The 21,105-nt window shown below is 61.1% G+C and carries 16 protein-coding genes and 2 pseudogenes; 12 read left to right on the plus strand and 6 right to left on the minus strand.

The annotated features are described in order from the left end of the window. The gene (locus OKW43_RS06745) at positions 1 to 1,242 is read left to right on the plus strand and encodes an MFS transporter (protein WP_429446042.1); all 1,242 of its coding nucleotides are present in this window, start codon (positions 1 to 3) and stop codon (positions 1,240 to 1,242) included. A 41-nt stretch (positions 1,243 to 1,283) separates the two neighbouring features. After that, positions 1,284 to 2,168: a 4-hydroxy-tetrahydrodipicolinate synthase gene (gene dapA / locus OKW43_RS06750; protein ID WP_429446045.1), complete on the plus strand. Its 885-nt coding sequence runs from the start codon at positions 1,284 to 1,286 to the stop codon at positions 2,166 to 2,168. Positions 2,169 to 3,759: 1,591 nt separating this feature from the next. On the opposite strand, the gene OKW43_RS06755 is transcribed toward dapA, so the two are convergent. Next, complete coding sequence (locus OKW43_RS06755; RefSeq protein WP_429446048.1) at positions 3,760 to 5,001, minus strand: cystathionine gamma-synthase family protein; 1,242 nt, start codon at positions 4,999 to 5,001, stop codon at positions 3,760 to 3,762. A gap of 241 nt (positions 5,002 to 5,242) precedes the next feature. Here OKW43_RS06755 and OKW43_RS06760 point away from each other — a divergent pair, with 241 nt between their 5' ends. Then, the gene (locus OKW43_RS06760) at positions 5,243 to 6,895 is read left to right on the plus strand and encodes an MFS transporter (RefSeq protein WP_429446051.1); all 1,653 of its coding nucleotides are present in this window, start codon (positions 5,243 to 5,245) and stop codon (positions 6,893 to 6,895) included. A gap of 10 nt (positions 6,896 to 6,905) precedes the next feature. Here OKW43_RS06760 and OKW43_RS06765 read toward each other — a convergent pair whose 3' ends face one another. From OKW43_RS06765 to OKW43_RS06780, 4 genes are all read right to left on the minus strand, one after another. Further along, positions 6,906 to 7,304, minus strand: a complete 399-nt coding sequence (locus OKW43_RS06765) for a hypothetical protein (RefSeq protein WP_187634303.1) — start codon at positions 7,302 to 7,304, stop codon at positions 6,906 to 6,908. Positions 7,305 to 7,534: 230 nt separating this feature from the next. Continuing rightward, positions 7,535 to 7,978 carry a hypothetical protein gene (locus tag OKW43_RS06770; protein WP_429446055.1) on the minus strand — a complete coding sequence of 148 codons (444 nt, stop codon included), beginning with the start codon at positions 7,976 to 7,978 and terminating at the stop codon, positions 7,535 to 7,537. Continuing rightward, positions 7,978 to 8,460 (minus strand): galactose oxidase early set domain-containing protein, encoded by a 483-nt coding sequence (locus OKW43_RS06775; RefSeq protein ID WP_429446058.1) that lies wholly within the window; start codon positions 8,458 to 8,460, stop codon positions 7,978 to 7,980. The genes OKW43_RS06770 and OKW43_RS06775 overlap by 1 nt, the downstream gene beginning before the upstream one ends. 205 nt (positions 8,461 to 8,665) lie before the next feature. Next, positions 8,666 to 9,457 carry an SDR family NAD(P)-dependent oxidoreductase gene (locus OKW43_RS06780; protein ID WP_429446061.1) on the minus strand — a complete coding sequence of 264 codons (792 nt, stop codon included), beginning with the start codon at positions 9,455 to 9,457 and terminating at the stop codon, positions 8,666 to 8,668. Positions 9,458 to 9,561: 104 nt separating this feature from the next. On the opposite strand from OKW43_RS06780, the pseudogene OKW43_RS06785 reads away from it, so the two are divergent. Next, positions 9,562 to 9,930: pseudogene (locus tag OKW43_RS06785) on the plus strand (LysR substrate-binding domain-containing protein); the annotation flags it as partial. A gap of 96 nt (positions 9,931 to 10,026) precedes the next feature. Here OKW43_RS06785 and OKW43_RS06790 read toward each other — a convergent pair. Continuing rightward, a complete protein-coding gene (locus OKW43_RS06790) occupies positions 10,027 to 11,022 on the minus strand; it encodes an aldo/keto reductase (RefSeq protein WP_187634306.1) in 996 nt (331 codons plus the stop codon). A 193-nt stretch (positions 11,023 to 11,215) separates the two neighbouring features. On the opposite strand from OKW43_RS06790, the gene OKW43_RS06795 reads away from it, so the two are divergent. The 8 genes and pseudogenes from OKW43_RS06795 (at position 11,216) to OKW43_RS06830 (ending at position 20,931) form a co-directional block, all read left to right on the plus strand. Further along, positions 11,216 to 11,848, plus strand: a complete 633-nt coding sequence (locus OKW43_RS06795; RefSeq protein ID WP_187634307.1) for an isochorismatase family cysteine hydrolase — start codon at positions 11,216 to 11,218, stop codon at positions 11,846 to 11,848. Between the two features lie 103 nt (positions 11,849 to 11,951). Further along, positions 11,952 to 12,449, plus strand: coding sequence for a hypothetical protein (locus OKW43_RS06800; protein ID WP_429446064.1), 498 nt, complete (start codon positions 11,952 to 11,954; stop codon positions 12,447 to 12,449). 62 nt (positions 12,450 to 12,511) lie between these two features. After that, positions 12,512 to 12,619 (plus strand): annotated as a pseudogene (locus tag OKW43_RS06805) (DUF2000 family protein); the annotation flags it as partial. A gap of 618 nt (positions 12,620 to 13,237) precedes the next feature. Further along, entirely contained in the window at positions 13,238 to 14,629 is a 1,392-nt protein-coding gene (locus tag OKW43_RS06810; protein WP_429446067.1) for a class I SAM-dependent methyltransferase, read from the plus strand. A 22-nt stretch (positions 14,630 to 14,651) separates the two neighbouring features. Then, positions 14,652 to 16,007, plus strand: coding sequence for a sensor histidine kinase (locus OKW43_RS06815; RefSeq protein WP_429446070.1), 1,356 nt, complete (start codon positions 14,652 to 14,654; stop codon positions 16,005 to 16,007). An 8-nt stretch (positions 16,008 to 16,015) separates the two neighbouring features. Next, entirely contained in the window at positions 16,016 to 17,137 is a 1,122-nt protein-coding gene (locus tag OKW43_RS06820) for a hybrid sensor histidine kinase/response regulator (RefSeq protein ID WP_187634312.1), read from the plus strand. Beyond that, on the plus strand, positions 17,137 to 18,138 hold the full coding sequence (locus tag OKW43_RS06825; RefSeq protein WP_429446074.1) for a response regulator: 1,002 nt from the start codon (positions 17,137 to 17,139) through the stop codon (positions 18,136 to 18,138). Before OKW43_RS06820 ends, OKW43_RS06825 begins: the two co-directional genes overlap by 1 nt. Positions 18,139 to 18,594: 456 nt before the next feature. After that, positions 18,595 to 20,931 carry an alkaline phosphatase family protein gene (locus OKW43_RS06830; RefSeq protein ID WP_429446077.1) on the plus strand — a complete coding sequence of 779 codons (2,337 nt, stop codon included), beginning with the start codon at positions 18,595 to 18,597 and terminating at the stop codon, positions 20,929 to 20,931. The last annotated feature ends 174 nt before the right edge of the window (positions 20,932 to 21,105 follow it).

Below are 21,105 nucleotides of genomic sequence, written 5' to 3' on the forward strand. Positions count from 1 at the left end.
ATGAAAGGCGTTCTTCAGTCGCCGTACGGCCTTCTCTTGAGGAAGCAGGAATTCTCTGTTTACTTTTTGGCACAGTTAGTTGGGACTGCCTGCGACGGATTGTTCGGGGCACTGGTAGTGTTCAGCGCCATCTCGCACCAAGCTGCGGCGACGGAGATCGGCTTTCTGACGTTTTGTAACGTGTTTCCGCGTGTAGTGATTCGGCCTGTCGCAGGCGTTTTCGCTGATCGTTGGGATAAAAAGAACATCCTGCTTCTCGCTGAGACAGGAAAGGCTATTGTGGTTGTCGCGCTTGCATTTTTCTTGCACCTAGGGCGGGACGGCACAGCGACGCTTGCTGTGGCGAGCTTGCTTATTTCGTCTCTCTTCTCGATCAGCTCTCCTGCTGGCAGGGCGTACGTCGGTGATGTGGTCGAGGCGCAGGACGCCCAGCCCGCAAACGGATTGTTACAAAGTAGCTTTTGGCCCGCCTACTTTATCGGTGCGGGAATTCAATCGGTGTTACTGGCGTACCTTGGCATTCAAGCGGCCTTTTACGTTGTAGGGTGTGCGTTGACCGTGAGTGGGACGTTGCTTACGCTATTGCCAGCGACAGGACGTGTGCCGCAGGGGAAAACATGGAGTTTTGCGTCTGACCTGCTGAATGGCTACCGTTCTCTGGCCGCCGATAAACTGCTCCACGATCGTGTCATCACTTACGCCATTTATACATTTTTCTGGCGAGGCGTGTTACAGGTATGCATACCCGTTGCACTACGTGACAAGTTTCCTTCGCATGCCGATGTGTATGGCGTACTCATGCTGACGAACGGTATCTTGGAGATGCTCATCACTTTATGGATCGGGCGCAGGTTGTCTTCCAACCCGCTAAGGCTCGCCCATCTCAGCGAGGGCATTCTGGGAATTGTTTTTGTTCTCCTTGCGGTTACCTACGTAGTCAGCGCTCCAATAGCAACGTTGTTCGGGATCGTAGCACTGGTCAGCTGGTCCGCCGCTTGCACCGATGTCCCAGTACTGACTGTGATTCAGCGTCAGGTAAGCCGGGAAAACCAGGGGAAAGTCATGAGTCTCTGGTTCTCGGTTGGATCTTTGGGAGGCGCGCTGGGTACACTCAGCGTTGGCGTAGCTATGCCTTATGTCAGAACAGATTTGGCCATGTGTGCGGTTGGTGCAACGCTTCTAACGTTTTGTGTCTGGTCGCAAGTGAAGATTGCCCGATTTTCGGCCCAGGACCCGGCATAGCGGTCGTTATGCGGCATTTTTACAATTAATGAGGTTATCGAATGTTTGACGGATCCGTGGTTGCGCTGGTTACTCCCATGTTTGCTGATGGTTCGATAGACTGGGATTCACTATCAGGACTGGTTGATTTTCATGCCTCGAACGGCACTGCCGGAATCGTAAGTGTCGGAACCACAGGGGAATCGCCGACTCTAGATGTCGATGAGCATCTGCGCGTGATAGAAAGGACAATTAAGGCTGCGAACGGGAGAGTTCCAGTCATCGCGGGGGCTGGAGCAAACTCGACTCGGGAAGCAGTTGTACTCACGGAGGCGGTTGCGGCGCTCGGTTGTCAAGGTATTCTTTCAGTGACTCCTTACTACAACAAACCGACGCAAAGAGGCTTGGTGGAACATTATGTGCAGGTAGCGAATTCAACCGATCTGCCGGTGATCCTTTATAACGTCCCGAGCAGAACTGGTACCGACATGTTGCCCGTAAGCGTTCAAGAAGCGGCCAATCGATGCAAGAATATCGTAGGCATAAAAGAGGCCAGCGGAACGGCGACTGCGAGTCGGACCGTCGAACTGTTGGAACGCTGCGGTAAAACGTTCAACGTGTTCAGCGGTGAAGACAAGTTTGCTTGCGACGCTATTCTGGCAGGTGCTAGGGGCGTTATATCAGTGACGGCAAACATAGCTCCCCGGTTAATGGCTGAGATGTGCAGATATGCGCTTGCTGGAGATCGGGGAGCAGCTCGAGATACGGACCGCTTGCTCGCCGGATTGCACAACCAACTTTTTGTTGAACCGAATCCTATACCGGTCAAGTGGGTTCTGCGTCGAATGGGCCTGATCGATTCGGGAATTAGGTTGCCGATGACGTGGCTATCAGATGAGCACGAACCGTCCCTGGCGTCTGTATTGGATGAGTTGGAAGGGACTTAGCGCCACGGTTTTGCATTGGAGTTGATTTGCCTTGCGTTTTCCATCCACGAACGGTATGGATCCAGATATCGAGTACCTCGTCGTCAGAATCACGCCGCACCTTGATACCAGGTCCGCTGTAGCGACTCGACAACCGGCGCAGACTCCATGCGCCGGACGCTCGCGTAGTAGGGCTCTCCAGTACGCCGGTGAACGCTTGTGCCAGCATGGCGCCAGCGTGGTAGTACTTCAGGATCTGATCGTCGGCCCGCTCGACTTGCCGATCAAGATGACTTCGCCGGTTGCCTACACTGAGACGCCATCATGAATCAGAGAACAAGCGGACTGTCATCCGACGATGGCCTCTTCAGGCTGGCTGGAACCGACTCATCCTGGATATGGGCGTATACGTGTCCGACGCTGCGATGCTCGTGCCGGAGCGCACTGTTGCTAGCGACGCACGAGGGGCGAGAAACGCTCGAAGCGCGAGGCGCGCCCGTCCGGCAGGCATGGATGGCCGAGCACGGACACTATCGCGAGGTGGCCAGGACATGAGCCGATCTCGTCGTCTTTGACCTAGATATCGACACTGCACAAGTGCTGCAGCCGTACGGCAACGAACCACTGGATCTGGCGCAGCATCCCGAGGTCGCCGCCATTGCGGCCCATATCGACGGTGAACTGCTCGATGCCATCGGACGCCTCTGGTATCGCGGCAAGGGCCTGTGCCCGCCCCTGTCGAGACAGCGCTCGGCCCCCACGGAAAGATTGACGGCTGGCAACGCGGAGAGCCACTCGCCTGGCACGAGGTATCCGAGGATGTCAAGCAAGACCGGTACGTGCTCGATGAGCATGTCTACGAAGTCTGGGACTTCCATTGCCCGATTCCCAGTTGCGACTGCGCGGAGGTGAACCTGCACTTCGAGCCGGTCCTTTCCGGGGAAACGTCCTCGCCGGGTCACGTCAATGTCCATCTGGGCGGCTACATCCGGGTCGAGCCTGAGACGATTCGCGACCGCGCGCGTCTCGAACGGCTTTGGGCCGCGTTCTGTCAGCGACATCCACGATACCTTGAGCGTCTCTCGCATCGCGACACGCTCATCAAGACGCTGGGCGAACGTCTCGTGGCGCCCGCCAAGGCTGAGCCGAAGGTGGGCAGAAACGATCAATGCCGATGTGGATCGGGAAAGAAGTACAGTGTTGCGGCTCATGACCAGGTGAACACAGCGAATCCCAGTCGCAGGATGCGTTGCCGCACGTCGTGTGAGGATCGGCGAGCGCTGGCCCGGTGTGGCGGTCTCGCGCGGGCGCGAGCATGTGCAAGACCGATGGGATTGGACGTCGTAACGGCAATCATCCGATGTAGTCACGTGGCCTGGCGCATAGGTGCTCCGTCCAACGTCCAGATGCGATCATCGACTGCTCCAAAGGGCTTCATCCTTACGTCAATCCACCGAAAACCATTGCCACGTAAGGCTCACTCCCTCGGAATGTGGCGCCGAATCGCAAACGTCTCGACTTTAATGGAAATTCGTACCGACTTTACTTCGTTTGACACCGGGCGGTCGAGGCCGGCGCACCGGCCTCGCCCGGACTTTCGAGGGCCCGGAAACTACGCCGCAAACTTCAGCGCTTGCGCGAAGTCCGCAAGCAGGTCGTCGATATCCTCGATGCCCACGGAGAGCCGCAGCATACCGTCGGAGATACCCATCGCCCTGCGCGTTTCCGGCCCGGCTTCGAAAAAGATCGTCGGCGCGACGGGAATGATCAGCGTGCGCGTGTCGCCGAGACCGGTCGCCTTGACGGGCAGCTTCAACGCGTTGACGACTTCGATCATGCGATCCACGTTGAGCAATTCGAACGACAACAGCCAGGATGCGCCCTTGAACAGCGTCTGTGCAACCTCGTATTGTGGGTGGCTCTTCAGGCCAGGATAGAACACGTTGCCGATCGCTTCGTGTCCTTCGAGAAACTGCGCGAGCGCGAGCGCATTGTCGCTGCTTTGCTTCACGCGCAAGGCGAGCGTTTCCGCGCCCATCGCGATCGAGTGCGCCTGCTCGGACGACAATGCCGCGCCCATGTCCCGCAGGCCTTTCTTGCGGATCTGCAGAAGCCCCTGATCCTTCGCCGCCGAACGCCGATAGTCGTCGGCGATATTCGGATATGCGCTCCAGTCGAACAGACCGGTATCCGTCACCGCGCCGCCGAGGGCCGCGCCATGACCCGCGATAGTCTTCGTCAGCGAGTTGATGACGAGGCTCGCGCCGACCGCCTTTGGCTTGAACAATGCGGGCGAGGTAATCGTGTTGTCGACGAAGTACACGATGCCGCGCTCACGGCACACGTCACCGATACCTTGCAGGTCGGGAATCTGCGTGCCCGGATTTGCGATGGTTTCGACGAACACCATGCGCGTATTCGGCCGGATTGCGTTCTTCACGTCGTCGACGTTGCCGGCATCGACGGTCGTGACTTCGACGCCGAGTGCCCGCAACGTGCCGAACAGACTGTTGGTGTTGCCGAACACGTAGCGGCTCGACACGAGATGATCGCCCGCGCGCAGCAGCGTGAGGAACGTCGCGGTGATGCCGGCCATGCCGGTGCTGAAGCAGATGGTGCCGACGCCTTCTTCGAGGCTGGTGATCTTGCGCTCGAGCGCGGCGGTCGTGGGGGTGCCCTGCCGCGCGTAATTGAAGCCGCCCTTCTTGGTGCCCTGGAACACGCCGATCAGGTCCTCGACGCGCTCGAAACCATATTGCACGGACGTATGAACTGGCTGACGCAACGCGCCGTGCTCGGTGCCCGCGATTCTGTCGCCGTGAACGATGCCAGTGGTGAAACCTTGCTTGTCCATTCTTTCTCCGCCTTTTCAGATCGATTGCTTCCGACCGATTATCGCCTGTAACCGTTCGGCGCGCGAAGTCGTTGGCGTCCCGCCCGGCGGCGCGGGCCTCGACTGACGGCCAGCGAGGTTGCCAGCTTGCCGGCGTCCGACTACCTTTGCGTGAGCGCGAGGTGTTTGCCAGCGATGAATACGCCGTCCCGGGGGTTGACTAGCCTCCTTGACCCGAACAGGCTAGACATCATCGCTCATCATGGGAGGCACGGTGGCCAACTCGGATCATCAGGTTAGCAGGCCGAAGACGGCGCGGGTCATCGCCGCGCAGGCGAGCCCGTGCGACGAACTCGTCATCCGCACGCAGTTCGCCGCGATCGACAGCCCGTGCCGGCGCAAGCGGCTCGCGCTCGCCGCGACGATCACGGGTTCGAGCATGGCGTTCATCGATGGCTCCGTCGTCAACGTCGCACTGCCGTCGATTCAGGGCGAACTCGGCGCGAGCGTCGCGGCGATGCAGTGGGTCGTCAATGCGTATCTGCTCTTTCTCGGCTCGCTGGTGCTGATCGGCGGAGCGATGGGCGACAAGCTCGGCCGGCGCACGGTGTTCGTCGCGGGCGTCGCGCTTTTCACGCTGGCGTCGGCCGCTTGCGGGCTTGCACCGAATTCGCTCGCGCTGATCGTCGCGCGCGCGGTTCAGGGCATCGGCGCGGCGTTGCTGGTGCCCAGCAGTCTCGCGATCATCGGCACGGTGTTCGACGACGAAGCGCGCGGACGGGCAATCGGCACCTGGGCGGGCGTCGGCGCGATCACGTCGGCAGTGGGGCCGGTGGCGGGCGGCTGGCTGGTCGATGCATGGTCGTGGCGCGCGATCTTCTTCCTGAACGTCCCGCTCGCGGCGCTAACTATCGCGCTCGCCCTATTGGCGGTGCCCAACAGCCACAAGCCCGATGCGCGTCAACAGCTGGACTGGCCCGGCGCACTGAGCGCGGCGGCGGGACTCGCCGCGCTCACGTTCGGCCTGACCGAGGCATCGGCGCGTGGCTTCGCGCATCCGCTCGTATTTTGTGCGATCGGGGCCGGCGTGCTCGTGCTCGCCGCATTCGTGATCATCGAAGCGCGCAGCCCTAATCCGATGGTGCCGCTCGACGTGTTTCACTCGCGCGACTTCACCGGTGCCAACCTCGTCACACTGTTGCTTTACTTCGGCCTTATTGGCTTGTTCTTCTTCCTGCCTTTCACGCTGATCCGCGCGCATGGCTACACCGCGACCGAAGCGGGCGCGGCGCTGTTGCCGGTGCCCGTCATTATCGGTTTGCTATCGCGCTTCACCGGCGGCTTGACGAGCCGCTTCGGTTCGCGCGCGCTGCTGACCGTTGGCCCGGGCGTCGCCGGAATCGGGTTCATGTTGCTGGCGCTGCCGTTCGTGCGCGGTAGCTATTGGCCGGGATTTTTTCCTGCGCTCGTCGTGCTCGGGCTGGGCATGACGATCACCGTCGCGCCGCTTACCACGACCGTGATGGGCGCGGTGGCGAGCGACCGCACAGGCGTGGCGTCCGGCATCAACAACGCCGTCGCGCGCGTGGCGGGCCTGCTGGCGATTGCGGTGCTCGGTGTCGTATTCGTGTGGTCGCACCACGCGGCGTTATCGGCGCGCCTCGACGAATTGCATGTGCCGCGGGACGCCCGCCCGACTGGGCAACTGCTGGCGCCGGTCGAACAAGCCGGAATGGCAGCGCCCGCCATTCATACGCCGCGCGACAGATCCGTGGCGCGCGCGCAAGCCGATGCCATGACCGACGCGCTACGCGCCGTCGCGCTCGTCTGCGCCGCGTGTGCGTTCGCTGGAGCGGGTATTGCGATGGTCACCATCCAGCCGCTGCAGCGCCCAACGATAGCGCGCCCGCAGTGAGATACGGAACTCAGTGGTGAACCGGCCGCGCCGGTGATTCCATCGGCCGAATCACGGCGGCCGCACGCGCCTGGATTCTTTCCGCGGTCGAAGTCGTCCCAGGTGGATTGGTTGCGCGATCGTACCCGTTCTTTTGTTCATCGATGATGAAGTCTGCGACTCTGATCGCGTCCATCGAGTTGCCGTCCACGTCGGACCACTGACGAGTCGTGCGATTGACTTTGGTCAGTGCGGTGACAGCAAGTAGGACGGCGTCGGTCTCGGTGATCTTGCCTTCAAGATCGTCCGCCAGGTAATCCGCAACACGTCGCGCCGCGTCGATTAGATCGCTGTCGTCGATCAAGTCGGTCAATACCGCGTGAACCACTGCGAGGCAAGCTTTTTTGCGTGCAAGTGCGATGTCTGTCATGAGGCTCTCCAGAGTCGGGGCAACTGGTTGACGAACTCTACCGACGAACGTGTACCGTAATTATCGACGATCCTTGCTACGATACGGGAAACATAACCCGAGATCGCAATAGCGGAGATCGCGACTGGCGCCTCGTTGCATTTTCACGGAGGAAAACGAAATGGCGGCGAGCGCGTCTGTGCCGCGCTTGACATCGCGGGTCAGGGCGACCTACCGGTACGGACGAAGCCCTATTGGGCCATGACGAAGCTCCAAAGCGCCGCGCATTCTGTATCGCTCAACGCGTATTGCGGCATCGCTTTTTTCAGGACGATTCCTGTCGGATCAACGCCGACATTCAAGACGCGGCAGAACGATCTCAGATCGTAACGACTCGGCGGCCCGCCGCGTCGGCGTATATCGCTGAGCAGATACTGGCTCGTCAACGGGGGGCCAAAAGACGCTGCGTTGTCCGCGTGGCCATGGCAATTGATACACCGGACGGCATTGTCATGCAGCATGCGATTGTCATCGCGTAAGTGCGCCGCCAGCGTGTGCTGCCCGCTAAAAATCTCACGTCCCAACTCCATGGATTGCGATGAATCCGCGCCAGGTGCCGCCGGTTTGACAGCAGCCAGAAATACGGCCGCCGTCGCGCATAGTGTAAAGGCGGCCCGATTCAAGGCGCGTGTCATCAGTGGATTTGAATCGTGGTTGAGACGCTCGGTACCCCGTTCGCGTCGACGGCGAATAACATGTAGTAGCCGGGCACCGCGACCCCAGAATCGCCCGGAATCTGCAGCACATACTGGTCTGCGCGGCTCGCGCTAAAGCTTAACGGAATGCGTCGCTGCTCGTTGTTGAGCGAATGGGTTGCCGACGATAGACGCATCAGCGCGAAGGCGCTAACCGCCCGGTCGGTGCTCACAGAGATCGACGAGCCGAGACCTGCGTTCGCGGGCGCCGACAGGATCGTGGGGCGTGATGCGGGTGAACCGTCCGCATTGAGAAGATACGGCGGCGTCAGTATCTCGACGTTCGCGTGGTATCGAAAAGCCAGGCATTGCGACTGACCCATGCGCGACGCCAATCGGAACAAAATGCCGTTGCGCGCACCCGATGAGAAAGGAGTGCAGCTTTTCACTCCGGGTGCGACGCAACTCGCTGGCTTTCTCATCGCAACCTCGCGTCTTATCCCATGCTCCTAAACCATAGCGAGGCTTTCTTTCAGATGGGCTTCGAAGATGTAGCCTGGCGAATAGTCGCGGATGACGCATGCCCGGCAGATGTAAGTAGGCGTGTTGCGAACGCTGTCTCGACGGTGAGCATGTCAGGCGGGATCGCAGTCTTCCAGGAAATCTTTCTGGGGCTATCAATCGAGTCTAGAACGCGCTCTTTATAACGCCCCCGTCGGCCCGCAACGCAGCTCCCGTCGTGGCTGACGAAAGCGGACTGGCGATATAGGCCACGAGCGACGCGATTTCCTGCGGTGAAGCAAATCGCTTGATGAGCGAGGTGGGACGGACCTGCTCGAAGAACTCCGTTTCGAACGCTTCAAACGATTTGCCGTCGGCCTTTGCAAGGGTCTCCACGAATTCACCCACTCCCCGCGATTTCGTCGGCCCCGGCAGCACGCTATTGACTGTAATGCCCGTGCCGGCAACGGCCTCGGCGAGCCCGCGCGAGACCGCCAGCTGCGCGGTTTTCGTCATGCCGTAGTGAATCATTTCGGCTGGAATCTGCACCGCGCTTTCGCTCGAAATGAAAATGATGCGCCCCCAGTCGGCCTGCCTCATCGCAGGCAAAAACAGGCGAGCGAGGCGTACCCCACTCAAGACATTCACGTCGAAGAACCGCTGCCAGTCCGCGTCGGGGATCTCTTCAAACGGCTTGGGCTCGAAGATGCCCAGGTTGTTGACCAGAATTTCCACGTCCGGATAACGTCGCGCGAGCTCTTCTGCTGAAGCGGCCGTACTGAGATCGCCCGCAAATCCCTGCACGTCGCTGCCGGTCTCCGCTTTCAGCTGCGCGACCACGTCATCCACAGATGACTGGGCGCGGCCATTCACGATCACACGAGCGCCCTCCTGCGCCAACCTGCTGGCGATAGCGAGACCGATGCCGGCTGTGCTGCCGCTCACCAGTGCGAGTTTGCCTGTCAGATTCAGGTCCATGAGTGGTTTCCTTTCAATGGATGAAGTAAAAATGGCGTTGCTTCAGCATTTCGGGCCTTGGCCCGTGAAAGCAATATAGGCTTCAGTCCTGATGGCGGAAAGGCACCTATGCGGCCACCGGCGATGACTGGCAACTGATCGACAGTGGCGGCAAGACTCACTCGGTGAAGGTCGACTGTCACATGCATACGAATAACGGCGATACGGCGCGCGCGGCAGCGCTCGCCGGGCAAGGCGTGATCTGGCAACCCACGTTCCTGATCGGCAACGATCTACGTGCCGGCACGCTCGTTCACGTGTTGCCTGAGTATCGCCTGCCTGAGATCGACATACTCGCCATGTATCCGAGCCGTCGACACCTGAGCGCCAGAGTGCGTGTCATGATCGATTTCCTGGTCGATGCGTTCGGCGGGGCGCCCCCATGGGATCGGGATGACGGAAAGTGGACAGGTGTCACGCCTGGGACGCGTTGAAGGCGTCCAGAGCATGGGTCCTACATGTCCGGACCATCAGGTTCAGAAGCGGATGATCCGTCTGCGCGTTGGGGCGTAGACAGCTTGCCCGGCCCTTTACCAGCGCTGGTGGACATGAGGCGCGATATCGCGCTGATAGATTTCCCGGACGCGTTCCATGACCTCGTCTGGCAGCGGCGCGAGGCTCGCGGCCGAGACGTTCGACGCCGCCTGGGCCGCGTTTTTACTGCCCGGGATGATGACAGAGACGGCATCCTCCATGAGGATCCAGCGCAGAGCCAGTTGTGCCATCGAGGCGTCCACGGGTACCAGGCCGCGCAGTTCGTCGACCGCCTTCAACGCGATGTCGTAAGGCACGCCTGAGAACGTTTCACCGACGTCGAACGCCTCGCCGTGCCGATTGAATGCACGATGGTCGTCTGACGCGAAGGTCGAATTCGCGGACAGCTTGCCAGTGAGCATGCCGCTGGCCAGAGGCACGCGCGCGATGACCGCCACGTCTTTCTTTTGCGCCTGGCTGAAGAACAGATCGGCAGGACGTTGACGAAACATGTTGTAGATAATCTGCACCGAAACCACATTCGGGTATTCCATCGCCTTCAACGCTTCTTCCACCTTTTCGACCGACACGCCGTAGTAGCGGATCTTGCCGTCGGCGACGAAGTCGTCCATTGCATCGAACACCTCGGGACGGTAGTAAACCTCCGTCGGCGGGCAATGCAGCTGCACCAGGTCGAGCGTGTCGACGCCCAGGTTCGAGCGACTCCGGTCGATGAAAGCTTCAAGTTCGCGCTTGTTCAGATAGCCGCTGGCCACATGCGGGTCGAGTCGGCGCCCGAGCTTGGTGGCGACGATGGGACGTTCGCCGCCTCGTTGCCGCAGTACGTCGCGGATAATCCGTTCCGAGCGACCGTCGCCGTAGACGTCGGCCGTGTCAATGAACGTGACGCCGCTATCGAGCGCGGCATTCAGCGCGGCCCTGGCGTCATCTTCGGCAACACTGCCCCACGAGCCGCCGATTGCCCATGCCCCAAAACCGATTTCGGACACATTCCAGCCGGTACGACCAAATTTTCTCGTCGAAAGCGTCATTTGGATGCTCATCCTCTTTGTTTGCGGAGTTACGTCGCGGGTGCTTCGTTACCACTGCGGGAGTGCCGGCGACCTTTGTACGTAGTGTAGCAAGTGAGCAGGGCCGCCCGCGCGATGCCGTGAAGTATGATTTCGATGGTATCGAAGCAGCCGCTCACACAACAGGACGTGGAATCCGGATAAAGGTGGCGTAATGACAACCAACGCAGTTTCTGACGACATCGCGAACGACGGGCTCAGCGAAGAGCGCACGAGTGCACGGATTGCCGCAATCGCGCCATCGCAAACCGCGCTTGTGGTCATGCACTACCAGACCGATATTCTCGGACTCTTTCCATCGGTCGCGCCGGCGTTGCTCACCAATACGCGCAGACTATGCGACGCGGCCCGGGCCAAAGGCGTCAGCGTCTATTTCGCCAATCTCCGGTTCAGTCCGGGCTATCCGGAAGTCAGCCCATTGAACAGGAATGGGCAGGGAATCAAACGTCTTGGTCTCTTTGTCGAAGACAGGATCTCGCCAGAGTTGGGCCAGCAGGCGAACGAACCGCTCGTCATCGCGCATCGTGCGAGCGTGTTCTTCGGCACCGATCTGGAGGCGCAACTATCCAGACAAGGTATCGACTCGCTGATTATGGTCGGCATCGCGTCGACCGGAGTCGTACTTTCCTCGGTCGCGTACGCGAGCGATGCGGACTTCCGCCTGTACACGGTCAAGGATTGCTGTTATGACCCTGACCCGGTGGTGCATGAACATCTGTTTTCTACCGCATTCGATTCACGCACGACGGTGCTGTCACTCGCGGACGCGTTACTGCTGCTCGCGTAGACCGATACCGACGATTCGGCGTCGCCGGTCGTATCGGCATATGATTTGCTGACTTATGCAGGAAGAGAAACCAGCAAGGCGACAAACCGTGGCGGCGAAATCAATGGCGATCACCCCGCTCCAGACGTTCGAAAGCGTCGTTATCCGCTTGTACGACGGCGGCGTGTTGTCGCCGGCCGTGCTCGAACGTGTGATCGGCGCGTTCGCGCAAGCGAACGTCGATTGGCGTGACACGGCGGAAGGCCGCTCCGTCGATGGCCGTTCACTGCACGAAATCGTCGCGCTGACGATGCTGCCGGGACAACCTGTCCGATCGGCATCGGCATCGTTCATGACCGTTATCGAACACATCGCGGGCGGCGCGTCGGATACGAGCGAGGAAGCCGCGCAGTCAAAACCCGCGCGACGCAAAAAAGCCGCGCCGCCGGTGGAAGAGAGGGAAGCGGAGTCGGAGCCCGAATCGCAAGAACTGCTTGCGCAATTGTCGGGCGACGCACGATCCAGCAAGCGCCGCCGCGCGACCGAACGGGATCGGCCGGCGAGTCCGCGCGGCTATAACCCGTTCGTCAATGCGCAGCCCCCGCGTTCGAAGAAGCCGTGAGACCGGTCTGCCTTCGTCGACGCGAGACATCGCACGGCCGATAACGGAGCAGGCTAGCAACAGTCTTTCGTGCCGAGGATGCGGCGAATCTCGACCTCGTCGGTCTCGCACTGCACGGACCGAAGAAAGCCGTCGATAAGGTCGTGAAAGGTTTGGCCCTGCACGAATGAGTCAACGAGTGCGCGAGCCGCTCAATAGTCGGCGGTACTCGCGCCACGCCTCAAAAAGTAAAACGTTTGCCGCGCCGGACTTCAATTGGGTTAAAACAAAAAAATGTTATTCGGCGAATGCACGGGGCATCAATTGCCGCATCGCTTCACTTCGTTGCGAGTCTAAAAGCGGTATCGCCTCAAAGCGACGGTCTATCCAACGGGCATAGCCTCGCCAGGCGCAAGTCACGCGTCCCCTCAATAGCGGATCGTGTCGTCATCGTGGCAATGCGATTGCAAGTCTTTGTCGACAAACGAATTGTCGGCGATTACACGCGCGCGCTCGTCAAGTCGCTTCAAATACTTCTTTGCAAAAACAGCCTCTTATAGCACGGACATGCTCGCAACAAAAACCTTGCGTATACATTTCATTGTGAATTTAACCTCAGTCAGAATTGAACCTGTTGATGTTACACTGCATGCCGCTGGAGCCATTCTGGCAAAAGGCTTTGGTGTTTCCAGCTCAACTGTGGTTTGAAACGCGTCCACGACTTGTCGCTGGTGTCGTGCGTGCGGCAGCCATTCACTGGACTTCTCCAACAGCCTGCTGCGTTCCCGGATTCCTCAGGTACTTATACCGTGTACTCTCAAACGCAAATCGACCCGGTGGTCAGCTTCCGCAACTCGCAGCGCGAGCACGTGCGTGGGACGATCATTAACCTCCAGAGAAAGTCTTTGGTCATGGAGGTCTATAACCCCTATTCCATCGTGCAGGTCAGCGAGGTGTTAAGCGAGCTGAGCGTGCGCATGGGCACCAAGAATGCCTATCTCGGCAAGGCGGTGGTAGTGAGTCTGGTGAACACCGGTCTCACCGCGGTGGTCTCTCTGGCGCTGATCGACGAATGGCGAGAGCTTAGCGTTCTGCCCAATGAAGCGAAGTCGGTCGGGCGGGAAGCGGAACTCTTTATTAGCGACTGGGATGCGCGCTTCAATATCCGGCGCGACTATCAGATTGTCGTGAACGAGATGCGCGCATTCCTGTCGGAAGTGTCGCGCTGGGTTGAGCAGGTCGACCTGACCGAGAGCTTGCCGAAGGCCGAAGGAGGCAGGCTGCGCGCGGACCTGTTTTACGAGCTCGCCACGCCGATCATGCTGAAGATCAAGTTCTTCCTCGACCGCCTCGAGGAAGAGGCCGAGCGCGTCGATGCGGAGACCGCACCCGTGCATCGCACGTATGCGCAATCGGCACTGCATCCGTTGCTGCTGCGCGCGCCGTTTGTCTACCGCACGTTCACGAAGCCGCTCGGCTACGCCGGCGACTACGAGATGGTCAACCAGATCCTCAGCGATCCGCAGCAGGGACCCACCACTTACTTCCAGATCGTCAATACCGCGTTCCTGCAGGCTGCCGTCGCGACCGCGCACCGTAACCGGATCGCGCTGCTGATCGATTTCCTGACGCGTCAGGCCGAGGCAGCGCGCGCGGCCGGCAGACCGTTCCGCATTCTCAACGTGGGTTGCGGGCCCGCATTCGAGATCCAGCGCTTCGTGCGCGAATATCCGCATCCGGAGCTACTGTCGTTCGAGCTGGTCGACTTCAGCGATGAGACGCTGGCGTTTACAAAGGACGCGATCGAAAGCTCGGCGAACGCCGCGGGCCATAAAACCTCGGTGCAGATGGTGCATCAGTCGGTGCACGACCTGCTCAAGCGTAAGATTTCAACAGACCCCGCCGCGCGCGAATTCGACGCGGTGTACTGCGCGGGTCTGTTCGACTATCTGTCCGACAAGGTCTGCGCGCGCCTGCTGAGTTACTTCGCCGCTCGCACGCGACCTGGCGGCCAGTTGCTGGTCACCAACGTCCATTCGGCGAATCCGGAGAAGTACGGGATGGAGCATCTGCTCGAGTGGTATCTGATCTATCGGAACGAGAGCGGCATGAGTTCGCTGCTTCCCGCCAACTCCACTGACCAGAAGCTCTACGTCGACGAGACCGGGGTGAATGTGTTCGCGGAAGCCACGATCCTCTGAAACCGTGTCGACATCCCTGTCCATGACTACCAGTCCCCTGCAGAGCGGCTATCAAACCGAGCTGGCCGACTTTCGCGTCACGTTCAGCCGGGGCGGCGCGTGCACCGCCATTGCGCTCGTGCTGCTCGGCGTGGGGCTGGATTACGCGCAGTATCCGCAGTATCAGACGTCTTTCGCGCTCGCGCGCCTGCTCGTGTCGTTGATGATCGGTGGTATCGTGGCCTTGCTCGACACCAGCATGGGGCGCCGCCTTACTCCGTGGCTGACGCTGTCCTGGCTGCTGCTGCCGCAGGCAATGATTTCATGGATGATCTGGCGCACCGATGGGGTTCTGTCGCCCTACTATATGGGCCTGAATCTCGCTATTTTCGCGTCCGGCATCGCGTTGCCATTTGGCTTGTGGCAAAACCTCGTGTTCGGCGTGTTGTCCTGCCTTCTGTATCTGCTGGCGTGTCTGCTGCCCCCGCATGACGGTATGCCGCTCGGCACGATGACGGTCAATGTTCTGCTGCTTCTGTTCGCCGCTGCCGCAAGTGCCGTCTATACGTTCTTCAATGAGCGCGTGCGCTTCATGCTGTTTCGCCTGAAGGCCGAGGTCTCCGCGAAAAACGCGGAAGTCTCCGCGAAGAACGCCGAGCTCGAAGTGATCAATCGCCAGTTGCTCGACATCAAGGGCCAACTGCTGCAGCAGGAAAAAATGGCCGCGATCGGTACGCTCGCGGCGGGCTTGCTACATGAAGTGAATAACCCGGTGAACTTCTGCCTGATGGCGATCGAGGTTGCGCTGGAAGAGCCGATCTCGAAGAAGGAGCCGACGCTGCTGGAATGTCTGGTCGACGCGCGGCAGGGCATGCAGCGAATCCAGCATATCGTGTCGGACCTGAAGACTTTCGCGTATCGCAAGCCCGGCGCCGAGGCGGAGTTGGGCACGCCGTTCCTGTTCGAAAAGGCGCTCGATTCGGCGATCCGGCTGGTCGGGCATGAATTGCGCGGCGTCACCGTGACGCGCGAACTGCCCGTGGATACGCTGGTGCAGGGCGACGAGGCGGCCATCATCGGTGTGCTGATCAACCTGTTGTCGAATGCGGTGCTGGCGATGCGTAAGGCGGCCACGCCCGCGCCGGCGATTCACATCAACGTGAGGTGGACGGAAGATCGCCTGCACGTGACGGTAAAAGACAATGGGCCGGGCATCGCGCCGGAGAATATCGCACGCGTGTTCGAGCCGTTCTTTACCACCCGCGAAGTGGGACAGGGCCTGGGCCTCGGGCTGTCGATCAGTTATGCGGTGATCGAGCGCCACGGTGGTCTGTTGTTTGCTGAAAGCGAACTGGGAAGTTGGGCGGCATTCAGTTTCGATCTGTCGCCCGCACCCTGACAAACACCATGAACGACATCCGACAGACACAGCCCACTCTTCTCTACGTCGATGACGAAGAGTTGGCGTGCAAATATTTCGCGCGCACCGTCGGTGCGGATTACGAGGTCCTGCTCGCGACGAGCAGCGACGAAGCCATCGCTATCCTCGAACAGGACAATGCCCGCATCGCGGTGCTGGTCACGGACTTCCGCATGCCGGGGCGCGACGGCGGCGACCTGCTGCGTCAGGTCGCGCTGGAATATCCGCACATCGTGCGGATTCTGGTCACCGCTTACGCAGACGTCGACATGCTATTGCGGACGGTCAACACCGGCGAGGTGTTCCGCATCCTCGAAAAACCGCTGAAGCCGGCGGCGGTACGCGATACGCTGCAACTGGCATTTGAGCGCTACCACGAACGCGCGATGCAGAATCAGCGTCTGATCGCCATCGACGAAACCCTCGCGTTCATCGCGCACGAACTGAATACGCCGCTCGCGGCGATCGCGTTGAACGCGCACAGCATCGAAGATCGCACCGACGCGGAGCGCGATGCGGAGGGCGAAATTCTCGGCGCCGCGAAATCGATGCGCGAGAGCGCGCAGTACTGCATGGCGGTGGTGTCGTCCTTCTGGCGCTCGGTCCACAACGGGCGCCGGCAGGTGGGGGGCGACGAGGCACGCATCGAGAGCACCGCGCATGGGCTGATCTCGGCGTTGCTCGATACGTATCCATTTACGACCGCGCAGCGCTCGTGGGTGCAGGTCGAGGTCGGCAGCGACTTTGCCGTGCTTACGCAACCGAATTGCGTCGCGCTCGTGCTGTCGTCGCTGTTGTCCAACGCGTTGCGCGCGCTCGCGGATGTGCCGTCGCCGTCGGTGCGCTTTACCGTGACGACGGAACCCCACCCGAGCATCGGCATCTGCGACAACGGGCCGGGGATTCCGCTAGAGATCAAAGACCGCCTGTTGACGGACCCCATTACAACGCACGCGAAATCCGGGGGGAACGGCTTGGGCCTGATTCTATGCAACCGTGTCATGCAGTCCTGTGGCGGCGGACTCAGGATCGAGTCCACGTCGGGCGGAGGCACCACCGTAGTGCTGGATTTCCCCCATCTCAAAGGTCAAACGCACAGGAGTTGTTGATGAACGAAGCAAAAGCCACAGAGGAGTTGGCGCCGGCGATCATCTTCGTCGATGACGAAGCTACCGCCGTAAAGTACTTCCAGCGTGCCATCGGCAGCCTGGCGCCGGTCCTGACTGGCGGCTCGGTGGAAGAGGGCAAGGCGCTGCTCGACGAGCATGGCGACAGGGTGGGAGTGCTGGTGTCCGACCAGCGCATGCCGGGCGAGTTCGGCAACGAGCTGCTGCGCTATGCGAGCGAGCGCTTTCCGCATGTCGTGCGGATTCTGACCACCGCGTATTCGGAGATCGACCAGACCGTCGCGGCCGTCAACCTTGGTCATATCCATCGCTACATCAAGAAGCCGTGGGACATCACGGCGTTGCGCATGGAGCTGAAGCAGGCGCTCGAACTGGCCGAACTGCGCAAGGAGCGCGACACGCTGGTGCGCGAGAAGCTGGGCGTGCTGCAAAAGCAGGTGGTCGCCACGCGCATCGGTCTGGTGCGCACGCTGTCGGCCACGCTGATCGGGCCCGAGCGCTTCCAGCCGGTCGAGACCTATCTTGCCGCTGCGGTACTCGCCGACGTGCCGAGCTCCGAGCCGGACTGGCTGCTGCAGGACTACTCCGATCTGATCGCGGCGGAGAGTGTCCGCAGCGGCGCGTTCGGGCATACGGTGGCGGCGCACCTCGCCGCGCTGCGCAACCGTCACGGCGGCGCAAGCGCAAGCGACGCGCCGACGGCGCTGGCCGGGGCGCTTGCCGAGGCAGGCATCAATGTGCGCCGCGAAGGCGATGGTCTCGTGTGGGACCAGCCGGCCACACTCGCGGAGTTTCTGTCGGAGCCGGCCAACAACGCGGTGTCGAGCGGCCACGCCGCATGGCTGGCGAGCCTTCTGTGGCTCGACGGCAATGACGTTGCCCTGCAGCCGGCACGCGAAGGCAATGCGATCGCGTTCCGGCCGACGCAGCGCGGTAGCGAGTTCGCCGCCGATCGCCTCGCCACGTGGATCGAGCAGTTCTGATTACTCTGCTTCAAGGGCGCGGCAACTGACGCGCCCCTACTTCTATCCGCTTCGCGCCGCAGCTCACCACGGCACGCCGCGCGTCGCCGACACCGGCTCGCGCGAGCCGTCCTGACTCCAGTCGATCCCCCTCCACGCTACATTCGTCGTAGCGATCCCGTTGACGGCAACCCGGCACCACCGGGTCTGTCGACTCCATCCCATCGCAACACCCACACCCTCACGCGACATACGCGCCGGCGACGCGCGTCATACACGCGCAAATAACAAACCGACATTTCAGTTCGATGAAACATGCGCTTTGCTATTCAACGGGACGAGGCGATAGAAAAGTTCAGTCAAAGTTCCATGTCATCAAAAGGGAACATTGCGGCCAGATAATCCTGCTGCGTAAAAAATTACGGATTTGTTTAATAGGGCGGAAAAGTCGTAATCCAAACCAACAGGGTTCCCACAATGTCGGTCAGTCCAACATCACGCACCACTCTGATTCTTACTTCAATCGCGGCAGCCTGCGTCCTCGCAGCCTGCGGCGGCTCCGACCATAACAACACGGCGAGCACCGGCACGACGCAACCGACGACCTATGCGGGCGTCGTGACCGCCGCCAACTTCGTGCCGGGCAACACGTCCGGTAACCCGACGATCAAAGCGGGCTATTACGCCGGCGCGACCGTCTGCCTCGATACGAACGGCAACGGCAAGTGCGATTCGGGTGAAGTAAGCACGACGACCGACAGCAAGGGCCACTTCTCGCTGCAATCGAGCGCGAGCGGTCAGCTGATCGCCGACGTCAGCACGAAGGCAACCAACACCGCAAGCGGCGCGGCTGTCGCGAGCCACGTGATCCTGCGCGCCTCGGCTGCGCAGATCGCCGACCAGGGCGCTGCCAACATCGTGATCAGCCCGATGTCGACGGAAGTGCAGCGTCTCGTCGAAGCGAACGGCACCAGCTACGCGACCGAGAAGGCCAACGTCGCGTCGCGCCTGACGGGTCCGGCACTCGGCGCATCGTCGGTGACGGTCACCGCCGCCGACGCGCTCGGCGACGTGAACAAGCTGTCGGGTGCCGAGCAGCAGGCCGTGCTGTTCGAAGACAACCAGCTCGCGAACCGCTACACGTACGCGACGACCAAGCTCGATCGCGGCGACCTGTATCCGGACAACCTCGCGGTGGCGGGCGGTGATCCGTCGATCGTCGGCGTAACCGGCGTGACCGCATTGACGGCCGTGAAGTCCACGCAGACGCAGGCACCGATCACGTACGCGCAGTCGCAGCAAGCCGCGTTCAACGTCGAAGGCATTCCGCGTTACGACAACGTGTTCGTGATCATGCTCGAGAACCACAGCGTGGGTCCGGTCACGGGCACGCCGGGTATTCTCGGTTCGACGAACGCGCCGTATATCAACACGTTCCTGAGCAGCAACGCGCAGTTCACGACCTACTACTCGACCGGCAACCCGAGCGAGCCGAACTACACGGCACTCGGCGGCGCGGACGACTGGGGTATCGTCGACGACAACTGGTGGGGCTGCGGCGCGGGCACGACCGGCGCCAACGCACCGACCGACGTGGCATTCGCAGGCGGTACCGCTTCGGACGGCCAGCCGCTTGTCGCGACCGGCGCACTGCCGCCGCAAGACACTTCGCACTTGACGGGTCTGACCGGCGCCGCCTGCACGACGGCCGGCTCTGCGGCGAACCACAACGTCTCGGCGCCGAGCCTCTTCTCGCTGCTGTCGCAAGCGGGCATGACGTGGCGTACCTATAGCGAGTCGATGAACCCGGGCCAGGACCCGCGCGCGGACAGTATTGCCGAGCCGACGATTTCGGACACCTACAAGGGTCCGGGCAGCAACGGCACCGCCTTCGCGATGCCGGGCGCGCTGTACAAGACCAAGCACCATCCGGGCATGGCCTATCAGCAGACGCGTAACCTGCCGGAGTTCCACGCCGACAACCGCACGATGTTCGGTACGCAGTACTCGGCCGCCGACCTGGCGAAGTCGCAGGCCTACCCGATCCCGGCGAACTACAACTATGACCAGTTCAGCACCGACCTCGCGACCGGCGACGTGGGTAACGTGAACTTCGTCATGCCCGATCAGTGCGACGACATGCACGGCACCGGCTCCGATCCGTCATGCACGGGCGGCAGCACCGCGATCGTGCAGCGCGGTGATGACTACGTGCGTCAGGTGGTCGCCAAGATCCAGGCTTCGCCGATCTGGACCAACCCGAATCGCAAGGTCGCGATCGTCGTGATGTTCGACGAAGGCGAAGGCAGCTCGACCGCTTGCTGCGGCTGGAATCCGGTTACGTCGAACGTGAACCAGCAACCGCTGTCGTTCGCGAACGGCAAGTACACGCCGACGACGACCGTGCTGTACAACCAGGGCAACCATGGTCACGGCAACTCGGTGTTCGGTGTGGCGACGAACCAGGCGAACCCGAACGTCGTGGATAGCGACGAGTACAGCCACTTCTCGTTCGTTCGCACGCTGCAGGACATGTTCCAGATCGCCGACCCGCAGCAGCCGGGCACGTACCTCGCTCGTGCGAAGTACACGGAGTCGTTCATCGCGGCGAACATCGCGAATCTGCCGGAACTCGCGGGCAGCGCCGATACGCACTTCGACTCGGTCCGTCCGATGAACCACGCGTACATCACGCCGGCGACCTACACGCAGAAGCTCAACACGGTTGACGTGACGAGCACGTCGCTGGCATCGCGTGGCCCTGGCCCCGACGCGACCCAGACCAACGTCTGGTCGCTGAAGTCGGCGAAGTAAGGAGCCAATCCGCATGCGATACGAGCCGGTTCGCCGTCTTGTATCGCGGCCAGATGCGACAAGCGCTTGCTGCCGGCCCACCTGTCGAGTGGTCCGGCAGTTTTCCATTCCGTTCGTCCCATTGCCGTGCGGCCTTAGCGGTACGCGCAGTTAGCCAGGCCCTGCACGAGGCCC

The organism is Paraburkholderia sp. WC7.3g (assembly GCF_050436345.1).
Taxonomy (GTDB): Bacteria; Pseudomonadota; Gammaproteobacteria; order Burkholderiales; family Burkholderiaceae; genus Paraburkholderia; species Paraburkholderia podalyriae.

Coding starts and splice junctions, on each gene's coding strand:
- OKW43_RS06825 (WP_429446074.1), top strand. CDS start 17,137: ATGAACGAAGCAAAAGCCACAGAGGAGTTGGCGCCGGCGATCATCTTC.
- OKW43_RS06770 (WP_429446055.1), bottom strand. CDS start 7,978: ATGACACGCGCCTTGAATCGGGCCGCCTTTACACTATGCGCGACGGCG.
- OKW43_RS06820 (WP_187634312.1), top strand. CDS start 16,016: ATGAACGACATCCGACAGACACAGCCCACTCTTCTCTACGTCGATGAC.
- OKW43_RS06815 (WP_429446070.1), top strand. CDS start 14,652: ATGACTACCAGTCCCCTGCAGAGCGGCTATCAAACCGAGCTGGCCGAC.
- OKW43_RS06780 (WP_429446061.1), bottom strand. CDS start 9,457: ATGGACCTGAATCTGACAGGCAAACTCGCACTGGTGAGCGGCAGCACA.
- OKW43_RS06765 (WP_187634303.1), bottom strand. CDS start 7,304: ATGACAGACATCGCACTTGCACGCAAAAAAGCTTGCCTCGCAGTGGTT.
- OKW43_RS06755 (WP_429446048.1), bottom strand. CDS start 5,001: ATGGACAAGCAAGGTTTCACCACTGGCATCGTTCACGGCGACAGAATC.
- OKW43_RS06775 (WP_429446058.1), bottom strand. CDS start 8,460: ATGAGAAAGCCAGCGAGTTGCGTCGCACCCGGAGTGAAAAGCTGCACT.
- OKW43_RS06745 (WP_429446042.1), top strand. CDS start 1: ATGAAAGGCGTTCTTCAGTCGCCGTACGGCCTTCTCTTGAGGAAGCAG.
- OKW43_RS06795 (WP_187634307.1), top strand. CDS start 11,216: ATGACAACCAACGCAGTTTCTGACGACATCGCGAACGACGGGCTCAGC.
- OKW43_RS06760 (WP_429446051.1), top strand. CDS start 5,243: ATGGGAGGCACGGTGGCCAACTCGGATCATCAGGTTAGCAGGCCGAAG.
- OKW43_RS06790 (WP_187634306.1), bottom strand. CDS start 11,022: ATGACGCTTTCGACGAGAAAATTTGGTCGTACCGGCTGGAATGTGTCC.
- OKW43_RS06830 (WP_429446077.1), top strand. CDS start 18,595: ATGTCGGTCAGTCCAACATCACGCACCACTCTGATTCTTACTTCAATC.
- dapA (WP_429446045.1), top strand. CDS start 1,284: ATGTTTGACGGATCCGTGGTTGCGCTGGTTACTCCCATGTTTGCTGAT.
- OKW43_RS06800 (WP_429446064.1), top strand. CDS start 11,952: ATGGCGATCACCCCGCTCCAGACGTTCGAAAGCGTCGTTATCCGCTTG.